This window comes from Thermosipho ferrireducens, from assembly GCF_017358165.1.
GTDB classification, from domain to species: domain Bacteria; phylum Thermotogota; class Thermotogae; order Thermotogales; family Fervidobacteriaceae; genus Thermosipho_B; species Thermosipho_B ferrireducens.
On record NZ_CP071446.1, the window covers coordinates 1,265,845 to 1,283,624 of the forward strand.

Consider the following 17,780-nt stretch of genomic DNA (forward strand, 5'->3'; position numbering starts at 1 on the left):
TGCAAAATTTGATAAGAATAATAATTGTAATAGTTTTAGTGTTTTTATAGATCGTTTATTTTGTTCCTTTTTAGAAATATTATTAATATAGAGAATAACAACCACAGTGAAGGAACTAAAATATGGTTTTTGTACACAGAGTATCCATACGGGATTCTAAGTGCATCAACTATATAAGTGGATGGAATAACAGAGGATATAAAAGAAATAATAGGAGACGAATTTTTTACGTTGAAATAAAACCCTCCCATGAACATAAAAACTTGAAAAAGTATATTTCCAAGAACGACAGTAGATTCCGGATTTTTAAATAGAACAGCCATCATATATCCTAAAGCCAAAAATACGATTATTCCAAATAAAGAATAAAATATTGTGTTTTGAAAGTGGTTAAATACATTTACTTTGTAAACTGAAGCTTCAACTATATACAGCAATATCAAGCCAGAGAATACCTGAATTACAGCAATTATGGTATATGAGAGATAGAATTTGTTTAAGGAGTAAGGGGTAACGGCGAATCTTTTAAGCACTCCCCTTTTTTTCAAGAAAGATATGCCCGGGGTATATCCAAAAAATACGACAGACATTATAGACATAACTATTACTGCGGGGAACAAATATTCATAATAGTTAAATGTAGAAGTTTTTTCAACATACCTTACTTTTGCCTCTTTCCAGCTACTGGAAACTTTGAAATATTCTATGTCCATAGTAGTTAAAATTTGTGAAATGACGTCTTTTGTTATTTTAGATTCGTCTTTTTCAGGTATATAAACTAACTCTACTCTTATTGGTTTAAAAAGATTCGTTTTTGAGAGAATAAGAGAACGTTGAAATTGAGAATCAAAATTATCTGGAATTTTTATAACAACATCAACTTTACCGCTTAACAATGCTTCTTCGAAATTTTCATTTAGTTGAATAAAGTTGAATTGATTGCTGTCACTTAAGTTTTCTGTTATTTTGTCTATTATTTTACTATTTCCGAATATTCCTACGTTAAAATTTAAATTTTTTTCGATGTTCCCGAAAATAGAAGAGAGGATTACAGTAAGAAGTGTCGGAAATAAAACGAACCAGAATAACGCTTCTTTTGATCTTGTAAGTTCTTCTTTAATTAAGGCACCTATCATATTATCACCATCAATCTCTTAATTTTTTTCCTGTTAGTTTTAGAAAAACATCTTCAAGAGTTGGATGCCTTACAATGAAATCTTCTATTCCATTGGCAAGCAATTTTTGAATATCCTCTGCAACATTAGTTGTTTCAAAGAAAAATTTGTCGCCAAGTTTCTTACAATTTGGGAAGTGTGTTGTGCTGATGTTATCAGCTTGAAATTCTATAATTGATTTCAAACCTGAAGATTTGATTAATTCATCTGGTGAACCAGAGGCGACGATTTTTCCATTATCGATTATGCATACCATATCGGCGAGTCTTTCAGCTTCTTCCATGTAATGAGTGGTTAAGAATATTGTTTTTCCACTTTTTTTGAAAGCCTGGATAATTTCCCATATGTGTCTTCTTGATTGTGGATCAAGGCCTGTAGTGGGTTCATCAAGAAAAATTATCTCTGGGTCGTTTACAAACGCTAAACCTAAAACAAGTCTTTGAAGTTGACCTCCAGATAGGTTTTTTACTCTGCTTTTTGCTTTTTCGTTTAGCCCAACCATATCGACAATCTCTTTTGGAGTGAATCCTTTTTGATAAAAACTCCTGAAAAGTTTTACGGTTTCCAATACAGTTAGTTCTTTGAATAGTTCTGTCTTTTGTAAAGCCACTCCTATCTTTTCTTTTATACTTTTAGTAATGTCATTAACTTTTTCACCAAAATAGTAAATTTCTCCGCCAGTTTTTTTTCTTAGCCCTTCTAAAATTTCGACGGTAGTTGTTTTTCCAGCGCCATTTGGACCAAGTAAAGAGAAAACAGTTCCTCTTTTTACTTCAAAGGAAATATTATTCACCGCTTTTAAATCTCCATAATATTTTTTAAGATTTTTAACAGCTAATATCATACTTTTCCCCCTATTCTTCGTGAAATACAAAATAACCAGCCCAGGTTACAAAAAATAGACCTATTCCTGTAAAGAACAGAGCATATATTAAAAACATTTTAGATGATAAACTTCCCAACCCGGCAGAAAATCTTATCATTTCAACAACATATTTAACAGGCATAAAATAACTTAATTTCTCAAGAAAGTCAGGCAAAAAAGAAATAGGAAAATAAATGCCAGAAAAGAAGAAAAAAACAGTGTATAAAAATTGTCCAACAAGACTTGAGGCTTTTCCAAATAGTAATGTAAGTACAATTCCAAGTGAAATCATTCCAAATGTTGTAGAAAAAACTGCTATTAGAAAATAGATGACATTGATTTTTATGTTTAAATCAGAAAACATTAGTAAAGCAATTAACCTTATAGATATTACAGAAATAAAACTGATGAAAAATTGAGAAAAAGAAAAATCCAGTACAAATTTTAGTGGCGAGAGCGGAAGAACTTTAAGTCTTTTGAATAATCCATGCCTTTTATAATCAGAAAAAATTGTTATTGAACTGAACATTCCCGATGAAAGAATAGATATGGCAAGAGTTCCAGTAAAAATAAATGCAAGTTGTGAAGGCATAGTGGGAAGAGTCTTTTTGATATCTACAATTCTTATAATCTGTTTTTGATTATTCAAGTATCTTTCTACGTCTAACTTTACAGAATTAATCCAGGATTCAGTGTTGAAATCTCTATAATTTATGTAAAATGTTATGGATGAGTCTTCAATAAATGCTACTATATCGTATTTAGATATGTTTTTCGTTAAAAGGTTTTTATCATCATATTTTTCTCCCTGAACATTCAAAGGTATATTGCTTTGAGAATAATAAGCGTATTTATATTTTTCAACATTGTTATCTTTAAAAACAAGTCCAAACATTATTAAAAATATGGCTGGAAAAATTATATTCATAAAAAATGCGGCACGATTTCTAAAAGATTGTTTAAAAAGTGCTATCATTAATTCGAAGAAACTTTTCATTTATTTCACATCCTCAAAAGGTGGAAATTTATTGCTAAATACCTTTTTAAAAGTAGAAGATGTAATTTCATCTATATTGATATATCTTATTAATTCTAAGGAGCAGTTAAACTCATTTAAGAAAACTTCGGTGACCTCTGCAAAGATTTCAGCGCATCTATCTTTTGGGAATCCGAATATTCCACTGCTTATCGCAGGAATAGATATAGACTTTAATTCCAATTCAACCGCCTTTTTCAATACATTAAACAGAGCTTTTTTTAATATTTCCTCTTCTCCGCTGTTTCCCCCGTGCCATATTGGTCCTACAGCGTGGATGATGTATTTTGCTTTTAAATTGCCTGCGTTTGTAACAACTATACTTCCAGGTGGGACAGGTCCGTTTTTTCTAATGTAGTCATCGCTTTCATGCTGGATTGATTTTCCGCCTGCTCTTAGTATTGCTCCAGCAACACCTCCACCATGTTTCAAATGTGAGTTAGCTGCATTGACAATAGCATCCGTCTTTTCTATAGTAATATCACCTTTAACTATTTCTATCAAAGTGTTACTGATTTTTGTTTTGAAAAGAACGCTCATAATTTTGTCCCCCCTTTGTCTGTTTTAAAATATACAAAACTTTTTTAGTTTTTTACAATACTACAAACATTATATGAAGCACATTGCTCATAACTTATCATAAATTCAGTTGATTGTCAAGTTTTACTCGGGTTGATATAATTTATGATTCGTATTTAGTTTTTAATGCAATGTTATTCATCCTTTTTTTGAGAAGAAGAATTATAGTTTTTGATTCCTTTCCATAAACTATTTAAAATTTCTTTTAGTTTTTTCTCTTTGCCAATGGGTTTTGGTATATAAAATTTCTCGTTTAAAATCTCTGGTGGTAAGTACCTTGTTTTTACAAAGCCTCCAAAATCATGTGGATATTGATAACCACTGTCTGGAATATTTAATAGATGTCGTGGGACTTTAAGATCTGTAGTTTTTCTGGCAACTTCCATAGCTTTATTTATAGCTATGTACGATGTATTGCTTTTTGGCGCAAGAGCTAAGTAAATAACACACTCTGACAAATTTATAACGCATTCTGGCATTCCAACATAATCAACAGCATAGGCAGTGGAAGTGGCAACTAATAAAGCAGTTGGATCTGCAAGTCCAATATCCTCACTTGCAAGTATAATTAATCTTCTTGCAATAAATCTCGGATCTTCCCCTCCAACAAGCATCCTTGAAAGATAATAAAGTGCTGCATCAGGATCGCTGCCTCTTATACTTTTTATGAAAGCTGATATTAAGTTGTAATGATCACTTTTTTTATACGAAAATTTTTCTTCTCCGGTATACAACTGGAGAATTTCTTCATCAATCTTTCGTTTATTCTGAGACCTTGCTATATTGCTTAAAACTTCGTAAAGATTTATGGCAAAACGAGCATCACCATGAGAAACATTTATAATGAATTCTTCTACATTTTCATTTAATTCTATATTTTCTAAATCAACTGCTTTGTTTAAAATTTTTTTTATATCACTATTTGAAAGCCTTTTGAATGCTAACACCATTGCCCTCGATAAAAGAGCTTCATTTAACATTTTATAGGGATTTTCTGTTGTAGCACCTATTAAAATGTAATCTCCTTCTTCAATTCCAGGCAAAAATATATCTTGCTGTTTTTTATTAAATCTGTGTATTTCATCCATGAAAATCAAAATTTTTTTGTAATTTTTTACAGAGCGAGCATATTCAATGAGTTTTTTTACCTCAGAAACTGTGGTAAAGGCTCCGTTAAGGTGATAAACTTCGTAGTCGGTATACTTTTTAATCAATTCCAGAGACGTTGTTTTCCCACATCCAGGCGGACCATAAAAAATAGCGGGGAATAATTCCCCGGACTCTATAGCCACTCTTAAAATGGCTTTATTTCCAAAAAGGTGTTTTTGACCAACTATTTCTTCAAAATTCTTAGGCCTTAATCGTTCGCTTAAACCAATCAACTGTTAACTTCAACCCCTTTTCAAGATCTGTTTTTGGTTCCCATCTCAATTCTTCTTTGGCTTTTGTATAACAGAGCAAACTCTTTCTTATGTCTCCCTTTCTTGGAGGTCCATAAATAGGTTCTTTTTCATACTTTGTTAATTTTTTTAGATATGAAAACAATTGATTCACCGTGGTTCCAATTGATGTTCCGATGTTAATTACCATTCTGTCTCCCTTTTTTATTGCTCGAATATTAGCATTTACAACGTCACCAACATAAACGTAATCTCTAACATATTCACCATCGCCGTTTATTGTTACATCCTCTTTTTTAATCATTTTACTGGTAAATATTGCTATTACTCCGGCTTCTCCGAAAGGATCCTGCCTTGGACCGTAAACATTTCCGTAACGCAGTATCGTAAAATTCAATCCAAATTCTTTTGATGCAAAATTAAGATAATTTTCTACTGAGAGTTTGGCTATACCGTAAGGAGAAATTGGTTTGGGGGATACTGATTCTGGTGTGGGGAATATTTCAACGTTTTCCCCATATATTGCACCACCAGTTGATGAGAAAATAAACTTTTTTACACCATATTTTATTGAATTTTGAATCAAATTCAAACTTCCGATTATATTAACATTAGCATCAAATACAGGATTTTTTACTGAGATTGAAACACTCGCTTGCGCAGCTAAGTGGAATACATAGGAAAAGGTGTTTTTTGAAAAAAGTTTTTCCATTTCTTCATGCTTTTGTATATCTGCAACTATAAGTTGTGCCTTTGGATTTACATTTTCTTTTTTTCCCGTAGATAGGTTGTCTACCACAACAACTTCGTATCCAAGTTCAATTAATCTGTCTGTTAAATGTGACCCTATGAATCCTGCGCCACCTGTTACAAGGACTCTTTCCACTACGCTCAATCCTCCTCTGAGATTCTTAATTTTAAATCTAATGCTTCTTTTGGGACATTTTTCAGCCCCGCCTTTTTTCTTTGTTCTTCTATAAACTTCATTAATTTTTTCACTTTGGATTCGTCAAAATCGATCATAATTGCGTAGAAACGTCTTAACGCTTTTCTTGTTTCAGGATCAAGGCCGTATATCATAAGTTCTGCAATTTTTTGAGCTTTTTGCTCTGCAAGACCTACTATGTAAATGAAAAAATATTTTATTCTTAGTTCAGCTCGTTTTATTGTAGCTGCAAGTCTATAGCCTTTTCGCGTGAGTTTTATAAAGCCATATTTTCGGTGTTCAACGTATCCAAGCTCAGCGAGTCTTTTAATCGCAGTTGTAACACTTGGATAACTCACCTTTTTTCTGTTGGCTATTTCAGAAACTCTTGCTACATCATTTTTTTTAATAAAATCATATATAGCAACCAGATAATTCTCTAATGTTGGAGTTAATTTTTTCTCAGGCATTTACTCAACCCCTATTTTCCAGAAGAAATCTATCGTAATATTTTTTCACCTTTTTAATGTCCTGCCATGTAAGATCTTTTGGTGATCCTTTAGCTTTTGAAGGATTTCTTAATAAATAGCTGGGGTGAAACATAGGAAAGATTGTTATGTTACCCTTCCAGTCAAATTCATTTCCTCTTATCTTTGTTATTGGTAAGCTTTTTCCTGCAAAAAAATCAACAGCAGTTTTCCCGAGGGCTACAATCATTCGGGGGTTAATTATTTCAATTTGAGCGTATAAAAAATGTGCGCAGCTATTCTGTTCTTCCTTTGTAGGAGTTCGATTTCCCGGCGGTCTACATTTTACCACATTAGTAATATAAACATCTTCTCTCTTAATATTAACTGATTCAAGAATCTTTGTAAGAAGTTGTCCCGCTTTCCCAACGAAAGGCCTTCCTGTGTTGTCTTCTTCTTCTCCTGGGCCTTCCCCAACAAACATAATAGGAGTGTCTAAGTTTCCTTCTCCTGGAACTGTATTTGTACGATTTTGATATAAAATACATTTCTGGCACTTTTGAATTCTTTCTTTGACTATGTTCATTAAATCCTCTTTATTCATTAATATACCTCCGGAGGTTAAACATGGTTAACTTTGTTAACACGCAAATTATACCATATTTTGTTAGTTTTTGCAATTTATATTATATTGTGGTCTATGTCGGGCAAATGGATACAGAACTTGCAAGATTAGTAAGGCTTGTCCTGAGGAACGTAGTGACGGAGGATCTTGCAAGGAATCCAACCATCCCTGTCATTCCGGACTTAAAAGGTGGGAATCTTATAATTAGCGAGGGTTGGCGATATTGGCGAGGTTAGCAAGGCCTGTCCTGAGCACAAAGTGCGAAAGATCTTGCGAGAGTTGGCGAGGTTAGTAAAAAAATAAGATTCCTCGCTTCGCTTGGAATGACAATAAGGAAAAAAATCTTTCGCCGATGGCACTTCTCAGGATGATATCCTTCCACGTTTGTCTGACGTGCCAGGAAAAGAGGTTGTTATTTTGAGAAACCAAGCAACGAGAAATCTTGAGTTGGAAAGTTTATCACAAACTAAAACAACAAAGGAGAAATATTCTCACTTTGTTAGAATGAAAGACATTTTTTGCATTGTAGAAATTACTTAGTTACCAACCACTGTTTGATGTTTGCATTATCGCTTAAAACAGGTACAATAGTGTTTTCTGGAGAAGTCATAATTACCACTATTCCTGGGCCATGGCCTGTTTTTATACAGTTAGAATGAACTACTACACCAATAGATACCGCTCCTTTTTTAAATCCTCCCACTCCAAAACCGCTAAAATGATCTGTAATGGCTACAAGGTCTCCTATTTTAATTTTGTCTATATTATGTTTCTTAATTTCTTCCATGTCATGTGTATTTATATCATAGTCTGTTCCAGCAGGATTGGTTGAACCTATTCCAGAGCCTGTTAAATGTGCTGGGATAATTGCTGTAACTGGAATATGAATTTTTCCTTCTTTTTCTTCAAGTGGTAGCTTTTCAAATAATTCTGGATCAATATTATAAACTTTTACTTGTGGGTAATCAAGAAGTTCAAGTCCCTGACCATAAGCCTTTATTTGAATTCGATCACCTATTGTTAATTTTTCCTTTTCTGGAAAATAGACAAGAATATGGTTGATTCCTCCGTGTTTTCCTATGACAAAACCTTTTAACCCTTTAGCCTCTCCTGAAATAACTGTTGCTTCGTTTCCTATACAGGCTAAAGTCATACATGTTGAATTGAAATTTCCATCTTTGTTTTTGGTAGAAACATCTGGTTCAATATGATCCCCGTGCATTGCAAAGGCATTATCTCCGAGACCAAAATTATATGTTATTCCTCCAACACCTGGAAAGTAATAAGGCTTTCCTTCATGATTAAGCGAAGGTATGCGTACCAAAGGATGGGCAATTTCTACAAGAATAGATAGTTTTACCACTTTTTCTTTGTTTGTTCTCATAATTCTCCTCCTTCTTAAATAGGGTTATTATTTAAAAATAACTATTCATTGTTTAATTATCAAAAAATTCTGGTTGTTGAGTTTGAATATTCAAATGTTACAATGATTAATCTTATGGATGAAAGTTTTGTTGGTATAGATAAATTCCAAGAGAATTATATCTAATATTTTAAAAAATATCAAATATTTAGTTCCTTTAAAATCCTTTCCAGTCTCCGCTTCACCCTTTTATCGTCTTCGCACCAGTATGCCAGAAGCGTAGGCTGGATCTTGAGTCTGTACTTTTTTGCAAAAACACTTACCGGCTCTGGTCCTTTCACCCTTATACCAAACCTTACACTATCATACCGCCCGTAATTTCTCAAAAACCTGTCCATTAAATTCCTGTCGTGTTCGTCAAGTTCTATGTATCTCTGGACAAATTCCCTCAGTCTCTTTATTTCCATCCTATCTATCGCTTTTCTCACCACCGCCTTCCGCCCTTCCACGTATGGATGAGCCTCAACCATCTCTACCACAAATTCCTTTGTTTCATATCTCTTTGACATGTATTTTCCAAATTCTTCAACATTTTTGAGCAGTTCGTACGCTGTTTTGAATTTATCCTTTCTTGACAGATAGAACTTTTCTCTTCCAACTTGCGCCATGTACGTTGATATAAAAAGTAGCTTTCTTTCAAAGTGAGGCAGGTTTTCTAACTTTCTTACTGATTTATCAAATTTTTCTTCAAGTTCCGTTTTTATCAGCTCGTTGTAGATTGGGGATGGTACTTCAATGTCTACTACTTTTTTCATTATTATCTTTTTCAACGTATTTCCTCGCACTTTCTTGGTTTTTCCTGTAAGTATATCGCATATTCCTTTCATACTGACGTTTTTTCCTCGGTAAGATTTCAAAACCTTTCTGAGGTATTTTCTAAGTTCTTCTGTGTTTTCATATGATGAAACCCTGTAATCTGTTATCATTTTTTTGGCTTTTTCAAAAAGTTTAAAATACCTTTCCGGTCCAGATAAGGTTGTGATGACTTTTGCAGTACGTGATATAGAAAAAAGAAACAGAAGATCTATTTCAATCGCGAACAGAGTATCAAGGGAGCCGAACAGATTACCCGGTGTCTCCCGGTAGTATCCAAGCCAGTACACTGCTTTTTGGGAAATGGAATAAGCCCAGAGTTGGTGGACATCTGTAAAAGTCAAGATAAAAATGCATAAAAAAGGGAAAATAATAATGGACAAAAAAAGTATTATTGCTTAGAAGAATTAGAGAAAAATTCGAGTTTTTCCTTTAATCTATATGATTCACCTTTAATTGATATTACGTGGGAATGATGCAGTAGTCTATCCAGGATTGCTTGAGCCAGGACAGGGGATCCAAATATTTCACTCCACTCTGAAAACGGTGTATTGGTTGTTATTATCGTTGAATGTTTTTCATATCTTTTTGAGATTAACTGGAAGAATATATTTGCACCATCTTTATCTATTGGTAAATATCCTATTTCATCTATTATTAATACTTTGTATTTTGCGAAGTGTTTTAGTCTTACTTCTAATCTATTTTCTTTTAAAGCCTTTTTCAATTGAGCTATTAATTCTTGAAAATGTATAAAATATGTTGAGTATCTATGTTTTGCACATTCAATTCCCAATGAAACAGCAAGATGCGTTTTACCAACTCCTGGTGTACCTACAAATAATATATTTTCATTATTTTCCACAAATCTTAAGCTTTTTAAATCTAAGATTTGTTGTTTATTTATTCCAGGTTGAAAATCAAAGTCAAAATCTTCTATTCCTTTCAAAAAAGGAAAATTAGCAACTTTTACCATTGAAGCAATAGCTCTTTTTCTCTTTGCTTTTAACTCTAATTCACTTAATTCATATAATGCTTCTACTATGCTTTTTTCTTCATTATTTATAAGGGTTATATATTTATCCAGATTATTTTTCATATTTACCAGATTCAATTCTTCCAGATTGTTTTGTAATTTTATATAAACATTCATACATTTCCCTCCTGCAAGAATTTATCCAGATTTTTTAAATTATTCTCACATACTTCTTTTAATTCTTCGCCGCTTTTTATATGCTTTCTCATTAATGCCATATAATGGTTATTAAGATAATTAATTTTTTTACCTGTTATTTCGTGTACTGCTATTAACTCTGTGATATAATACACATAGATGTAGTTCTCATTGATTTTTAAATTAACTATTTTTCCTATGTATTCTGGTGGAACGGAGTATTTATTCCCTTTGTAGTATATCAATGAATCTTTTTGGACTTTAACTTTGACAGAATAATCTACATATGATTCAATGATATGTCTTTTTGGTAGTGGGAATAAATACTCCTTTTCTTTTTGAAACAACAACAGTGGTGGAACATTAGTTGCTTGATTTATTCGTGTGTTGACTTTTTTATTTATCCTTCTGATTATATCCTTTAATTCTTCCTCACTTTCAAAAGCGTAATTATATGCTAATAACCAATTTAAAAATTTATTTGCTGATTCTACTTTCCCTTTGGTATATGAGTGCTTTGGCTTACATAATTTAATTTTAAACCCAAAATCTTTCGCAAAAGCTTTCATCTTGTTGTTTATTTTTCTACCGTTTTCGGTAATATCTACAACAGATTTCATATTGTCGAATAGTATTTCTTGAGGAACACCACCTGTAGCTTTAAATGCGTTGATTAAACATTCAAAAATATCTTGTTGTGTTTTGCTTTGTCTGTATTCAAAGTAACAGTATCTTGAATATCCCAATTTGTAATTAAATACATTTACTACAAATTCTTCACCACTTTTTGAATGTAATCTCATATTTTCTTTCCAATCTACTTGAGCTTGAATACCAGGTAAAGTTTCAAACCTCGGGTATCCTTTAGATTTTTTCTCAGCTCTCAACCCCTTCCTTTTTACATATTTCCTAAAGTTCGAATATGTCCCAATTACATCTCCTTCTTCATCTCTCAATCTTTCATATGCCGCTCTAATTGTAATTCCTTTAATTGACATTAACATTGCTATCTTTCCAAAATATTTATCCAGCTTACTGGGTTTGTTTCTGGTTTTAGGCTTTCCCTGATAACCTTCCCAATACTTCTTTACAGTTCTTCTATCTATCCCATATATCCTTGCCAGTTCAGAAAAGTTAGGTTTCAAATTCATCCCCCTTAACATTTGCAAATGTTGTTTGATTTTCTCCATCTTTGGTATCCCTCCTCCCAAAGGAAGGATACCATTTATGTACATTTTTGTGCATTTTTATTTTCCTCTTTTTGTCCATCTGTATTTTACCATTTACAACATCTTTTATATCCCATGCAAGATCGTTGAGAGAACTAACGATTCCAGATGGGTGAGGGATGGTTCTGGACAATCTGTACGCTTGTATGTAATGGTGTACTGTGGCGGACAATTTTCCCGGATTTACATACTTTCGCGCCTGCGCGAGATGTAAAAACGCAAGTGTTGCATCGTCGAGTTCACACCTGTTCCCCCACAACCGAACGTTTCTCGCCGGCTCCAACCCACTCGCTTCGATGTTTATTAAAATGTTAACTACACTGTTTCTTGCTCGCTTCGACATTTTAGGAAGCTCTCTCTTAAGGTATCTATAAAGCTGTGTATCTACATTTCCGACACTTTTCGAAAAAAACAGCTTATTTGCAAGAAGTAGATACCTGACCGTATTAGAATTGCACTTTCTCAGACATCTGTCTATTTCACGGAGTGCTTTGTTGAAATCACCTTTCCATACGTATTTGAGCACAAGAGAGAAAGAGCACCAGATATTCGAGCTGGGGTTTTCAAGAAAATAATTCACAACTGGAAGAGAAAAGGCTCCATATTTGAAAACAGCTTTCAAACCTTCTGGAATTTTCTTCATTTTTGTTTCCTCCTGCTATAGTTATACCATAAAAAATCAAATTGTTTGAAACCCCACAAAAATTGCATACACCAAACCCGCATGGATAGCGGGTTTGAAAGCCTGTAAAAATTGAAAACCATATAGGGTATGGTATAGGTAAAAACGGGGGTGAAGGAATGAGAAAGACAGTGATGGTGTTTTTTTTTTTGATGTTTTTGCTTTTAGCAACGTTTGTTTTTGCAGATAAAACAGATGCGGGCGATAGCACGCATGGCCAAACCTCTGTGATTGAGCAGCGTGTTGATGGGTAGTGTAAAACTTCCACCGGTGGGAAAGGTGCAAAGAAGGGAAAGAGGTGAAAACTCATTTTATTAAATATGCTGTGGAGTTCGATGGTATTTCAATGCTTCTTGGTTAACGAAATCAACTTGTTAAAATTGTCAAGTAGTGGTAATGAAAGCAACACGTTTAACAGTCGGAACATGAACATCACCTAAAAGAGTTATACGTGGTATGGAAGTTTTAGACATATCGGAGATGTGCAAAAATTTGTATGATATAGTGTTCTTGAAACAGCGTTGAATTCCATCTCTCGATATCAAGAGAAACCTTAGAAAAGGAGGGATTTTTATGTTAAGAGGATATTATTCAATTTCTAAAAAAAGTGTTTCTTTAAACAAGTGGTGTGAAACAACTATATTTGTTTGTGGTGTATTCTGGTGATACATAATACCCTTGGGGAGTTGTTTCCCCAAGGGGTTTATAATAATCTAAAGGAAGGAGGAGTATATATGTATGAAAATATATTCCCTATCGTTTCCCCTAATTTAGATATTATCAAAACAAATAAAGGAGCAATATTAAAAATCGATAGAATGCCCAATATTGTATTTGTTTCTCAAACTGAGGCTTTTTTTTAGCTTTATCTGATGGGATTCACTCTTTGAAAGAGATTGGAGAAATTTTTTCAGAACTTTATTCAATAGAATTTGACTGTTTGATAGATGATTTAAAGTTTTTAGTAAACAAGTATAAAGAAGCTAATATTTTAAGCATTTTACATGAAAGATTAAGTAGTTCGTTTAAAAAGAATTGCGAAGAGTTTATTTTTATTCCTGAAAATGATTCAACAAAATTAATACCTATGAAAATCACATCTATTGCTTTTGCAATTACAAATTTTTGTCCACTTAATTGCAATTATTGTTATGGAAATTTCGGTAAAATTAAGCGAGATTTTCTCCCAGCAGAAGTTGTTAAAGGTGTAATTATAGATGCAGGAAAGTTAGGTAATATAAGGTACGTTTCTATTACTGGTGGCGAACCATTAATGCACGAGGAATTGCCAGAAATAATAGAATTCTTAGAAGATAGAAATATTTTCTATGAAATATCTACAAAAGGTGTTTTCATAAATGAAACCCTAATTAAGAAACTTAAAAAATCGGGACTGAGAGAGATTCAGATTAGCTTAGATTCAATGAATCCTAATACATGGGCCAAAATTACAAGGATGTCGGTAAGTGAATTCAAAGAAGTTATTGAAACTATGTTATTGCTAAAAAAGTATCATATAAACATAAGAATACGAATTACTCTATCAAAGGATAATTTTGAAGATTTAGATTATACTTTAAAAGAGCTTCGCTTTTTCAATCCTGAAACCATTAGAATTTCTTCGCTTATCCCAGTTGGCAGAGGAAGTGTAGAAAACACATTGGACAAACTTGAAACGTTAGAAGCGTTAAATGTTATTAAAAAGTATGAACAAATATACAATGTGCAAATTGGAATATATCGGTACGTGTCCGATGCATTTTGCGGCGGTTTAAAAACTTCTCTTTATATAACACCCAATGGTGACGTGTATCCGTGTGATATGTTATATGGGCTTGAAAATGATTCGCTTTTCAAGATAGGAAACATTTATGAAAATAGTATAAGGGAAATTTGGTTTTCTGAAAAAGCAAATAATTTTAGAACTAATAAAAATATAGTAAAATGTCAATCTTGTGAAGATTTTACAATTTGTGGTGGTGGTTGTAGAGCTGTCGCATATAGTTATTTCAAGGATTTTTATGAACCTGTTCCTTATTGTTCTCGAATATATATGGGAACGAAGGAGAGGTTTTTAGTTGGAAATAACGAAGTAAAAGGGGGAATTGAGATGGAAGAGAACAAAAGTGTAAAACGCTTTTTAAGGACATTTTTTAGAAGATATTGGAAACGTCAAGTTGTCACATCAATTCTGGTTATAATCGAGTCCGGTGGAGGAATTCTTATACCCCTTGTGTTTAAGCAAATCATAGATAAAGCCATTCCGTCAGGCGATTATAAAATATTACTAAATTATATCTTAGGATTAATGGGGTTATTGCTTCTTGCCACAATTTTTAGTTATTTGGGAGAAGTTTGGTTCGAGTTTACAGCTATTAAGGTAAAAAAAGATTTGCAAAGAGAAATTATAAATAAGTTTATGAGAGTTCCTTTTAAATATTTTATGACAAATAAAGTAGGAGAACAGGTTTCAAAGTTAATCTCTGATATAGAACAGGTTGGTATTTTGGCTTCTCAGTTTTTTCCAATAATATTTTTAGCACTTACACAGATTTTCGGAATATTAGCAATAATGTTTTTCCTCAACTGGAAACTTGCATTGTTACCTATCACTCTTATGGTAATATCATGGTTCGGAATTATGATTGTAAACGTAAAAGCAGAGAAACTTAGTCAAAAGGAACGAAAGAAATTTGGAGTTTTATCAGACGTGATATTAAATATTCTAGAAAACATAAAAATACTGAAAATTATACATCCATTAAATTGGATAAATAAACATTTTGAGAAATTTCAAGAGGATTATATTCAAACTAAGAAAACTTTTACAAGGGTAATAAAACTTGCAGCGGTTTTGGGAAATACGATATTCGGAATAATTGCATTAGCACTTTTTTGGTATGGTGGGTATCAAATTTTAAATGGGAAGATGACTTTAGGTGTATTGATAGCATTCTGGGCGTATATGCAAGCACTGGCAAACCCTATACAACTTTTAATGCAAGCAAATGTTACTTATAGAAGTTCGTATGGAAGTATATCAAGGATTAAGGAAATACTCGAATATGAGGAGGAAAAAACGGAAAAAGAGGAAATTGCGGATATGAAAATAAGGAAATTAGAATTAAAAAATATTAAGTTTAAATATAAAGAAAAAGAAATATTGAAAGGGATAAATATGAAACTAGAAGAAGGAAAAAGCTATGCTCTTGTGGGAAAGAGCGGAGTAGGGAAAACCACTACTTTAAATATATTAACAGGTTTATATAGATCAAGTAGCGGGAACATAATTGTTAATGATAAGGATTGGACTGAGAAGTTAACAATTCTTAGAAAAAAGATAGGTTTTGTGGAGCAGTCTCCAGTGTTTTTCAAGTATTGTACTATAAAGGAAAATATACTAATGGGAAGAGATATTCCAGATGAGGAATTTGAAAAAATTATCAATGAAACAGGTGTAAGTAGATTTGTGGAGAACTTTCCTCAAAAGATTGATACACTTCTCGGGGAAGTTAATATCTCAGGTGGACAAAAACAACTTCTTGCACTTGCAAGGGCATTAGTAGGGACTCCGGATGTATTAGTGCTCGATGAATTTACTGCAAACGTCGATTCAAAAACAGAGGAAGAAATTCATAAAATACTTCACAATGAAAGAGAAAAAGGAAAAATAATCTTGTTTGTTGCACATAGACTCTCAACAATACAAAATAGTGACAAGGTGTTTTTACTTGATGATGGAAAAATAGAAGCAGAAGGTCCGCATGGCGAATTGATAAATGCTTCTGAAAAATATAGGAAATTAATTTCTTTGCAGATGATAAGTTAAACGGAAGAAAGAATTGAAGCAGGGAAATTAAAAGTAAAAGATCTTGCATTTGGCTACGACGAAGAGAAAATCCTTGATGTGATAAGCTTCAAGGTGAACGAGGGAGAAATGGTGCAATAGCAGGCAGAAACGGAAGCGGGGAAAGTAGCTTAATGAAAATAGTGGTGAGGTTGTTTAAAAGTAGTGCAGAGCAGAGTTTTTCAGGGAGTATTGGGAGGCCTTGTTGGAATAGCAACGTATAAAATTACAACGTCTCCATTAGCTGCTCTTGCAATCGGTTTTGGAGTGGGATTTACCAGTTATGATATTAACAATTTTATTCTTAAAGTTGTAGATTATGCTCATGAGAAGTGAAAAAGTGCAAAAATTTTTAAAAGTTTTATTAAAACCATCCGATATGTTTTACGAAACGTTCATTGATGTAAAAAATGGAGTCTGGACTTATGTGTTGATGACTATCTTCGATACCATCTACCTTTACAAAGTTGCGGATATGATAGTTCCGCTTTATTATGATAAGCCATCATTGTCATTCACAGCTAAGTTTGTAATTCTATTAATAGTACTTTACATGGTTATTCCATTTGAAATGCACAAAAAGGATTTCAGGGACAAAGAAAAAGGACTGACAGGTTCGTTGTTTTTTCTGTCACTGTACTTTGAAGTTGGGAATTTTATGAACATTCACATTTTTCTCATAGGTGGAAGAGGAGATATTGTGTACAGGATCGTGGGGTACGCAGTGTATATGGGTATAGTGATAGTGATAAATCCATTGAATAAGAGAAAGATGTTTTTTAGATTTAAAAGGAATTAAAAGTATTCAATACAACCTTAACATACAAAAATTGCATACTTTAAACTGCTATGAATAGCTGATTTCGAGATCCGTAATACTTGAAAATCGAGAAGATAAGTAAAATTTTATTTTAAAAGAATGGGAGAAAAGAAACATCTGAAACTCTATGGTTGTGGGAAAAGATATGGTCTAAAAACATTAAGATTGTAAACAACACATATGGGGTGAGGAATTATGGATAAAGCGTATGCGCTAACAGCAAACGATGGAACTGGAAGGGTACACGATGGATATTACAACAAAGGAATTGCAAGAAAAATAGATGAGATTAATACAAAATCCTGGCAGGCTGATAGGAAAGTGGTTTCCTCAAAGTACTCGAATTGGATAAGAGCAGGAATATTGGGAGCTTTAACATGGACGGTTAGTGGAGGACCGATAGCAGGCTTTTTGTTGGAGCAGGTAGTGCAATGCTTGACGATTGTTTAGAGAATTTTATGATGAAGGCGGTGGATTATGCGCGTGGGAGATAGTGCATTTCTCAAACCCGGAGTTTGGTTTGTTGAGAGGAAGCGCCTTTGTGGATAAAGATCGTTGTGATGACAATAGGAGTTTATTTGTCAGCTGCGATGGGGATAGTTTACAAAAGAAAAAAAGTGATCAGGAGCAGGCAGGATGGAGCAAATAAGAATATCTTATACACTGGTAAGGAGCGATAGCCACGAGAGTTTTTTGTTGTCATTCCGAACATATGTGAGG

The 17,780-nt window shown here is 33.1% G+C and carries 21 protein-coding genes; 8 read left to right on the top strand and 13 right to left on the bottom strand.

The genetic code is table 11. The features are described from left to right. Nucleotides 1-44 precede the first annotated feature (44 nt). The 8 genes from JYK00_RS06315 to JYK00_RS06350 all read right to left on the bottom strand — a co-directional run bounded on the left by JYK00_RS06315 (nt 45) and on the right by JYK00_RS06350 (nt 7,051). Nucleotides 45-1,136 (bottom strand): ABC transporter permease, encoded by a 1,092-nt coding sequence (locus tag JYK00_RS06315; protein ID WP_207566077.1) that lies wholly within the window; start codon nt 1,134-1,136, stop codon nt 45-47. A gap of 10 nt (nt 1,137-1,146) precedes the next feature. Further along, a complete protein-coding gene (locus JYK00_RS06320) occupies nt 1,147-2,019 on the bottom strand; it encodes an ABC transporter ATP-binding protein (protein WP_207566078.1) in 873 nt (290 codons plus the stop codon). 10 nt (nt 2,020-2,029) lie between these two features. Continuing rightward, complete coding sequence (locus tag JYK00_RS06325) at nt 2,030-3,037, bottom strand: ABC transporter permease (protein ID WP_207566079.1); 1,008 nt, start codon at nt 3,035-3,037, stop codon at nt 2,030-2,032. Continuing rightward, the gene (locus tag JYK00_RS06330) at nt 3,038-3,616 is read right to left on the bottom strand and encodes a macro domain-containing protein (protein WP_207566080.1); all 579 of its coding nucleotides are present in this window, start codon (nt 3,614-3,616) and stop codon (nt 3,038-3,040) included. It abuts the gene before it with no gap. 173 nt (nt 3,617-3,789) lie between these two features. After that, a complete protein-coding gene (locus tag JYK00_RS06335) occupies nt 3,790-5,037 on the bottom strand; it encodes a replication-associated recombination protein A (RefSeq protein WP_207566081.1) in 1,248 nt (415 codons plus the stop codon). Continuing rightward, complete coding sequence (locus JYK00_RS06340; RefSeq protein WP_207566082.1) at nt 5,006-5,941, bottom strand: NAD-dependent epimerase/dehydratase family protein; 936 nt, start codon at nt 5,939-5,941, stop codon at nt 5,006-5,008. Before JYK00_RS06340 ends, JYK00_RS06335 begins: the two co-directional genes overlap by 32 nt. Nucleotides 5,942-5,946: 5 nt before the next feature. Continuing rightward, entirely contained in the window at nt 5,947-6,450 is a 504-nt protein-coding gene (locus JYK00_RS06345) for a metal-dependent transcriptional regulator (RefSeq protein ID WP_207566083.1), read from the bottom strand. A 4-nt stretch (nt 6,451-6,454) separates the two neighbouring features. After that, the gene (locus JYK00_RS06350; protein WP_207566084.1) at nt 6,455-7,051 is read right to left on the bottom strand and encodes a uracil-DNA glycosylase; all 597 of its coding nucleotides are present in this window, start codon (nt 7,049-7,051) and stop codon (nt 6,455-6,457) included. Nucleotides 7,052-7,074: 23 nt separating this feature from the next. Between JYK00_RS06350 and JYK00_RS06355 the strand changes: the two genes are divergently transcribed. Further along, a complete protein-coding gene (locus JYK00_RS06355; protein ID WP_207566085.1) occupies nt 7,075-7,308 on the top strand; it encodes a hypothetical protein in 234 nt (77 codons plus the stop codon). A gap of 296 nt (nt 7,309-7,604) precedes the next feature. Here the strand turns inward: JYK00_RS06355 and JYK00_RS06360 are convergent, their stop codons facing one another. The 5 genes from JYK00_RS06360 to JYK00_RS06380 form a co-directional block, all read right to left on the bottom strand. Beyond that, nucleotides 7,605-8,456 carry a DUF4438 domain-containing protein gene (locus tag JYK00_RS06360; protein WP_207566086.1) on the bottom strand — a complete coding sequence of 284 codons (852 nt, stop codon included), beginning with the start codon at nt 8,454-8,456 and terminating at the stop codon, nt 7,605-7,607. Between the two features lie 179 nt (nt 8,457-8,635). Next, on the bottom strand, nt 8,636-9,652 hold the full coding sequence (locus tag JYK00_RS06365; protein ID WP_207566087.1) for a hypothetical protein: 1,017 nt from the start codon (nt 9,650-9,652) through the stop codon (nt 8,636-8,638). 47 nt (nt 9,653-9,699) lie between these two features. After that, a complete protein-coding gene (istB, locus tag JYK00_RS06370) occupies nt 9,700-10,461 on the bottom strand; it encodes an IS21-like element helper ATPase IstB (protein ID WP_207566088.1) in 762 nt (253 codons plus the stop codon). Beyond that, nucleotides 10,458-11,672, bottom strand: a complete 1,215-nt coding sequence (istA, locus tag JYK00_RS06375; RefSeq protein ID WP_207566089.1) for an IS21 family transposase — start codon at nt 11,670-11,672, stop codon at nt 10,458-10,460. Before istA ends, istB begins: the two co-directional genes overlap by 4 nt. Further along, nucleotides 11,617-12,354, bottom strand: a complete 738-nt coding sequence (locus JYK00_RS06380; protein ID WP_207566090.1) for a hypothetical protein — start codon at nt 12,352-12,354, stop codon at nt 11,617-11,619. Before JYK00_RS06380 ends, istA begins: the two co-directional genes overlap by 56 nt. A gap of 158 nt (nt 12,355-12,512) precedes the next feature. On the opposite strand from JYK00_RS06380, the gene JYK00_RS09825 reads away from it, so the two are divergent. From JYK00_RS09825 to JYK00_RS06405, 7 genes are all read left to right on the top strand, one after another. After that, a complete protein-coding gene (locus JYK00_RS09825) occupies nt 12,513-12,647 on the top strand; it encodes a hypothetical protein (RefSeq protein ID WP_266097012.1) in 135 nt (44 codons plus the stop codon). A gap of 480 nt (nt 12,648-13,127) precedes the next feature. Beyond that, complete coding sequence (locus JYK00_RS09830; protein ID WP_266097013.1) at nt 13,128-13,256, top strand: hypothetical protein; 129 nt, start codon at nt 13,128-13,130, stop codon at nt 13,254-13,256. 23 nt (nt 13,257-13,279) lie between these two features. Further along, a complete protein-coding gene (locus JYK00_RS06385; protein ID WP_207566091.1) occupies nt 13,280-16,222 on the top strand; it encodes an ABC transporter transmembrane domain-containing protein in 2,943 nt (980 codons plus the stop codon). 183 nt (nt 16,223-16,405) lie between these two features. Further along, nucleotides 16,406-16,576, top strand: coding sequence for a hypothetical protein (locus tag JYK00_RS06390; protein ID WP_207566092.1), 171 nt, complete (start codon nt 16,406-16,408; stop codon nt 16,574-16,576). After that, on the top strand, nt 16,566-17,039 hold the full coding sequence (locus JYK00_RS06395; protein WP_207566093.1) for a hypothetical protein: 474 nt from the start codon (nt 16,566-16,568) through the stop codon (nt 17,037-17,039). Before JYK00_RS06390 ends, JYK00_RS06395 begins: the two co-directional genes overlap by 11 nt. Before the next feature lie 216 nt (nt 17,040-17,255). Beyond that, on the top strand, nt 17,256-17,510 hold the full coding sequence (locus JYK00_RS06400; RefSeq protein ID WP_207566094.1) for a hypothetical protein: 255 nt from the start codon (nt 17,256-17,258) through the stop codon (nt 17,508-17,510). 89 nt (nt 17,511-17,599) lie between these two features. Beyond that, nucleotides 17,600-17,740 carry a hypothetical protein gene (locus JYK00_RS06405; protein ID WP_207566095.1) on the top strand — a complete coding sequence of 47 codons (141 nt, stop codon included), beginning with the start codon at nt 17,600-17,602 and terminating at the stop codon, nt 17,738-17,740. Nucleotides 17,741-17,780: the final 40 nt, after the last annotated feature.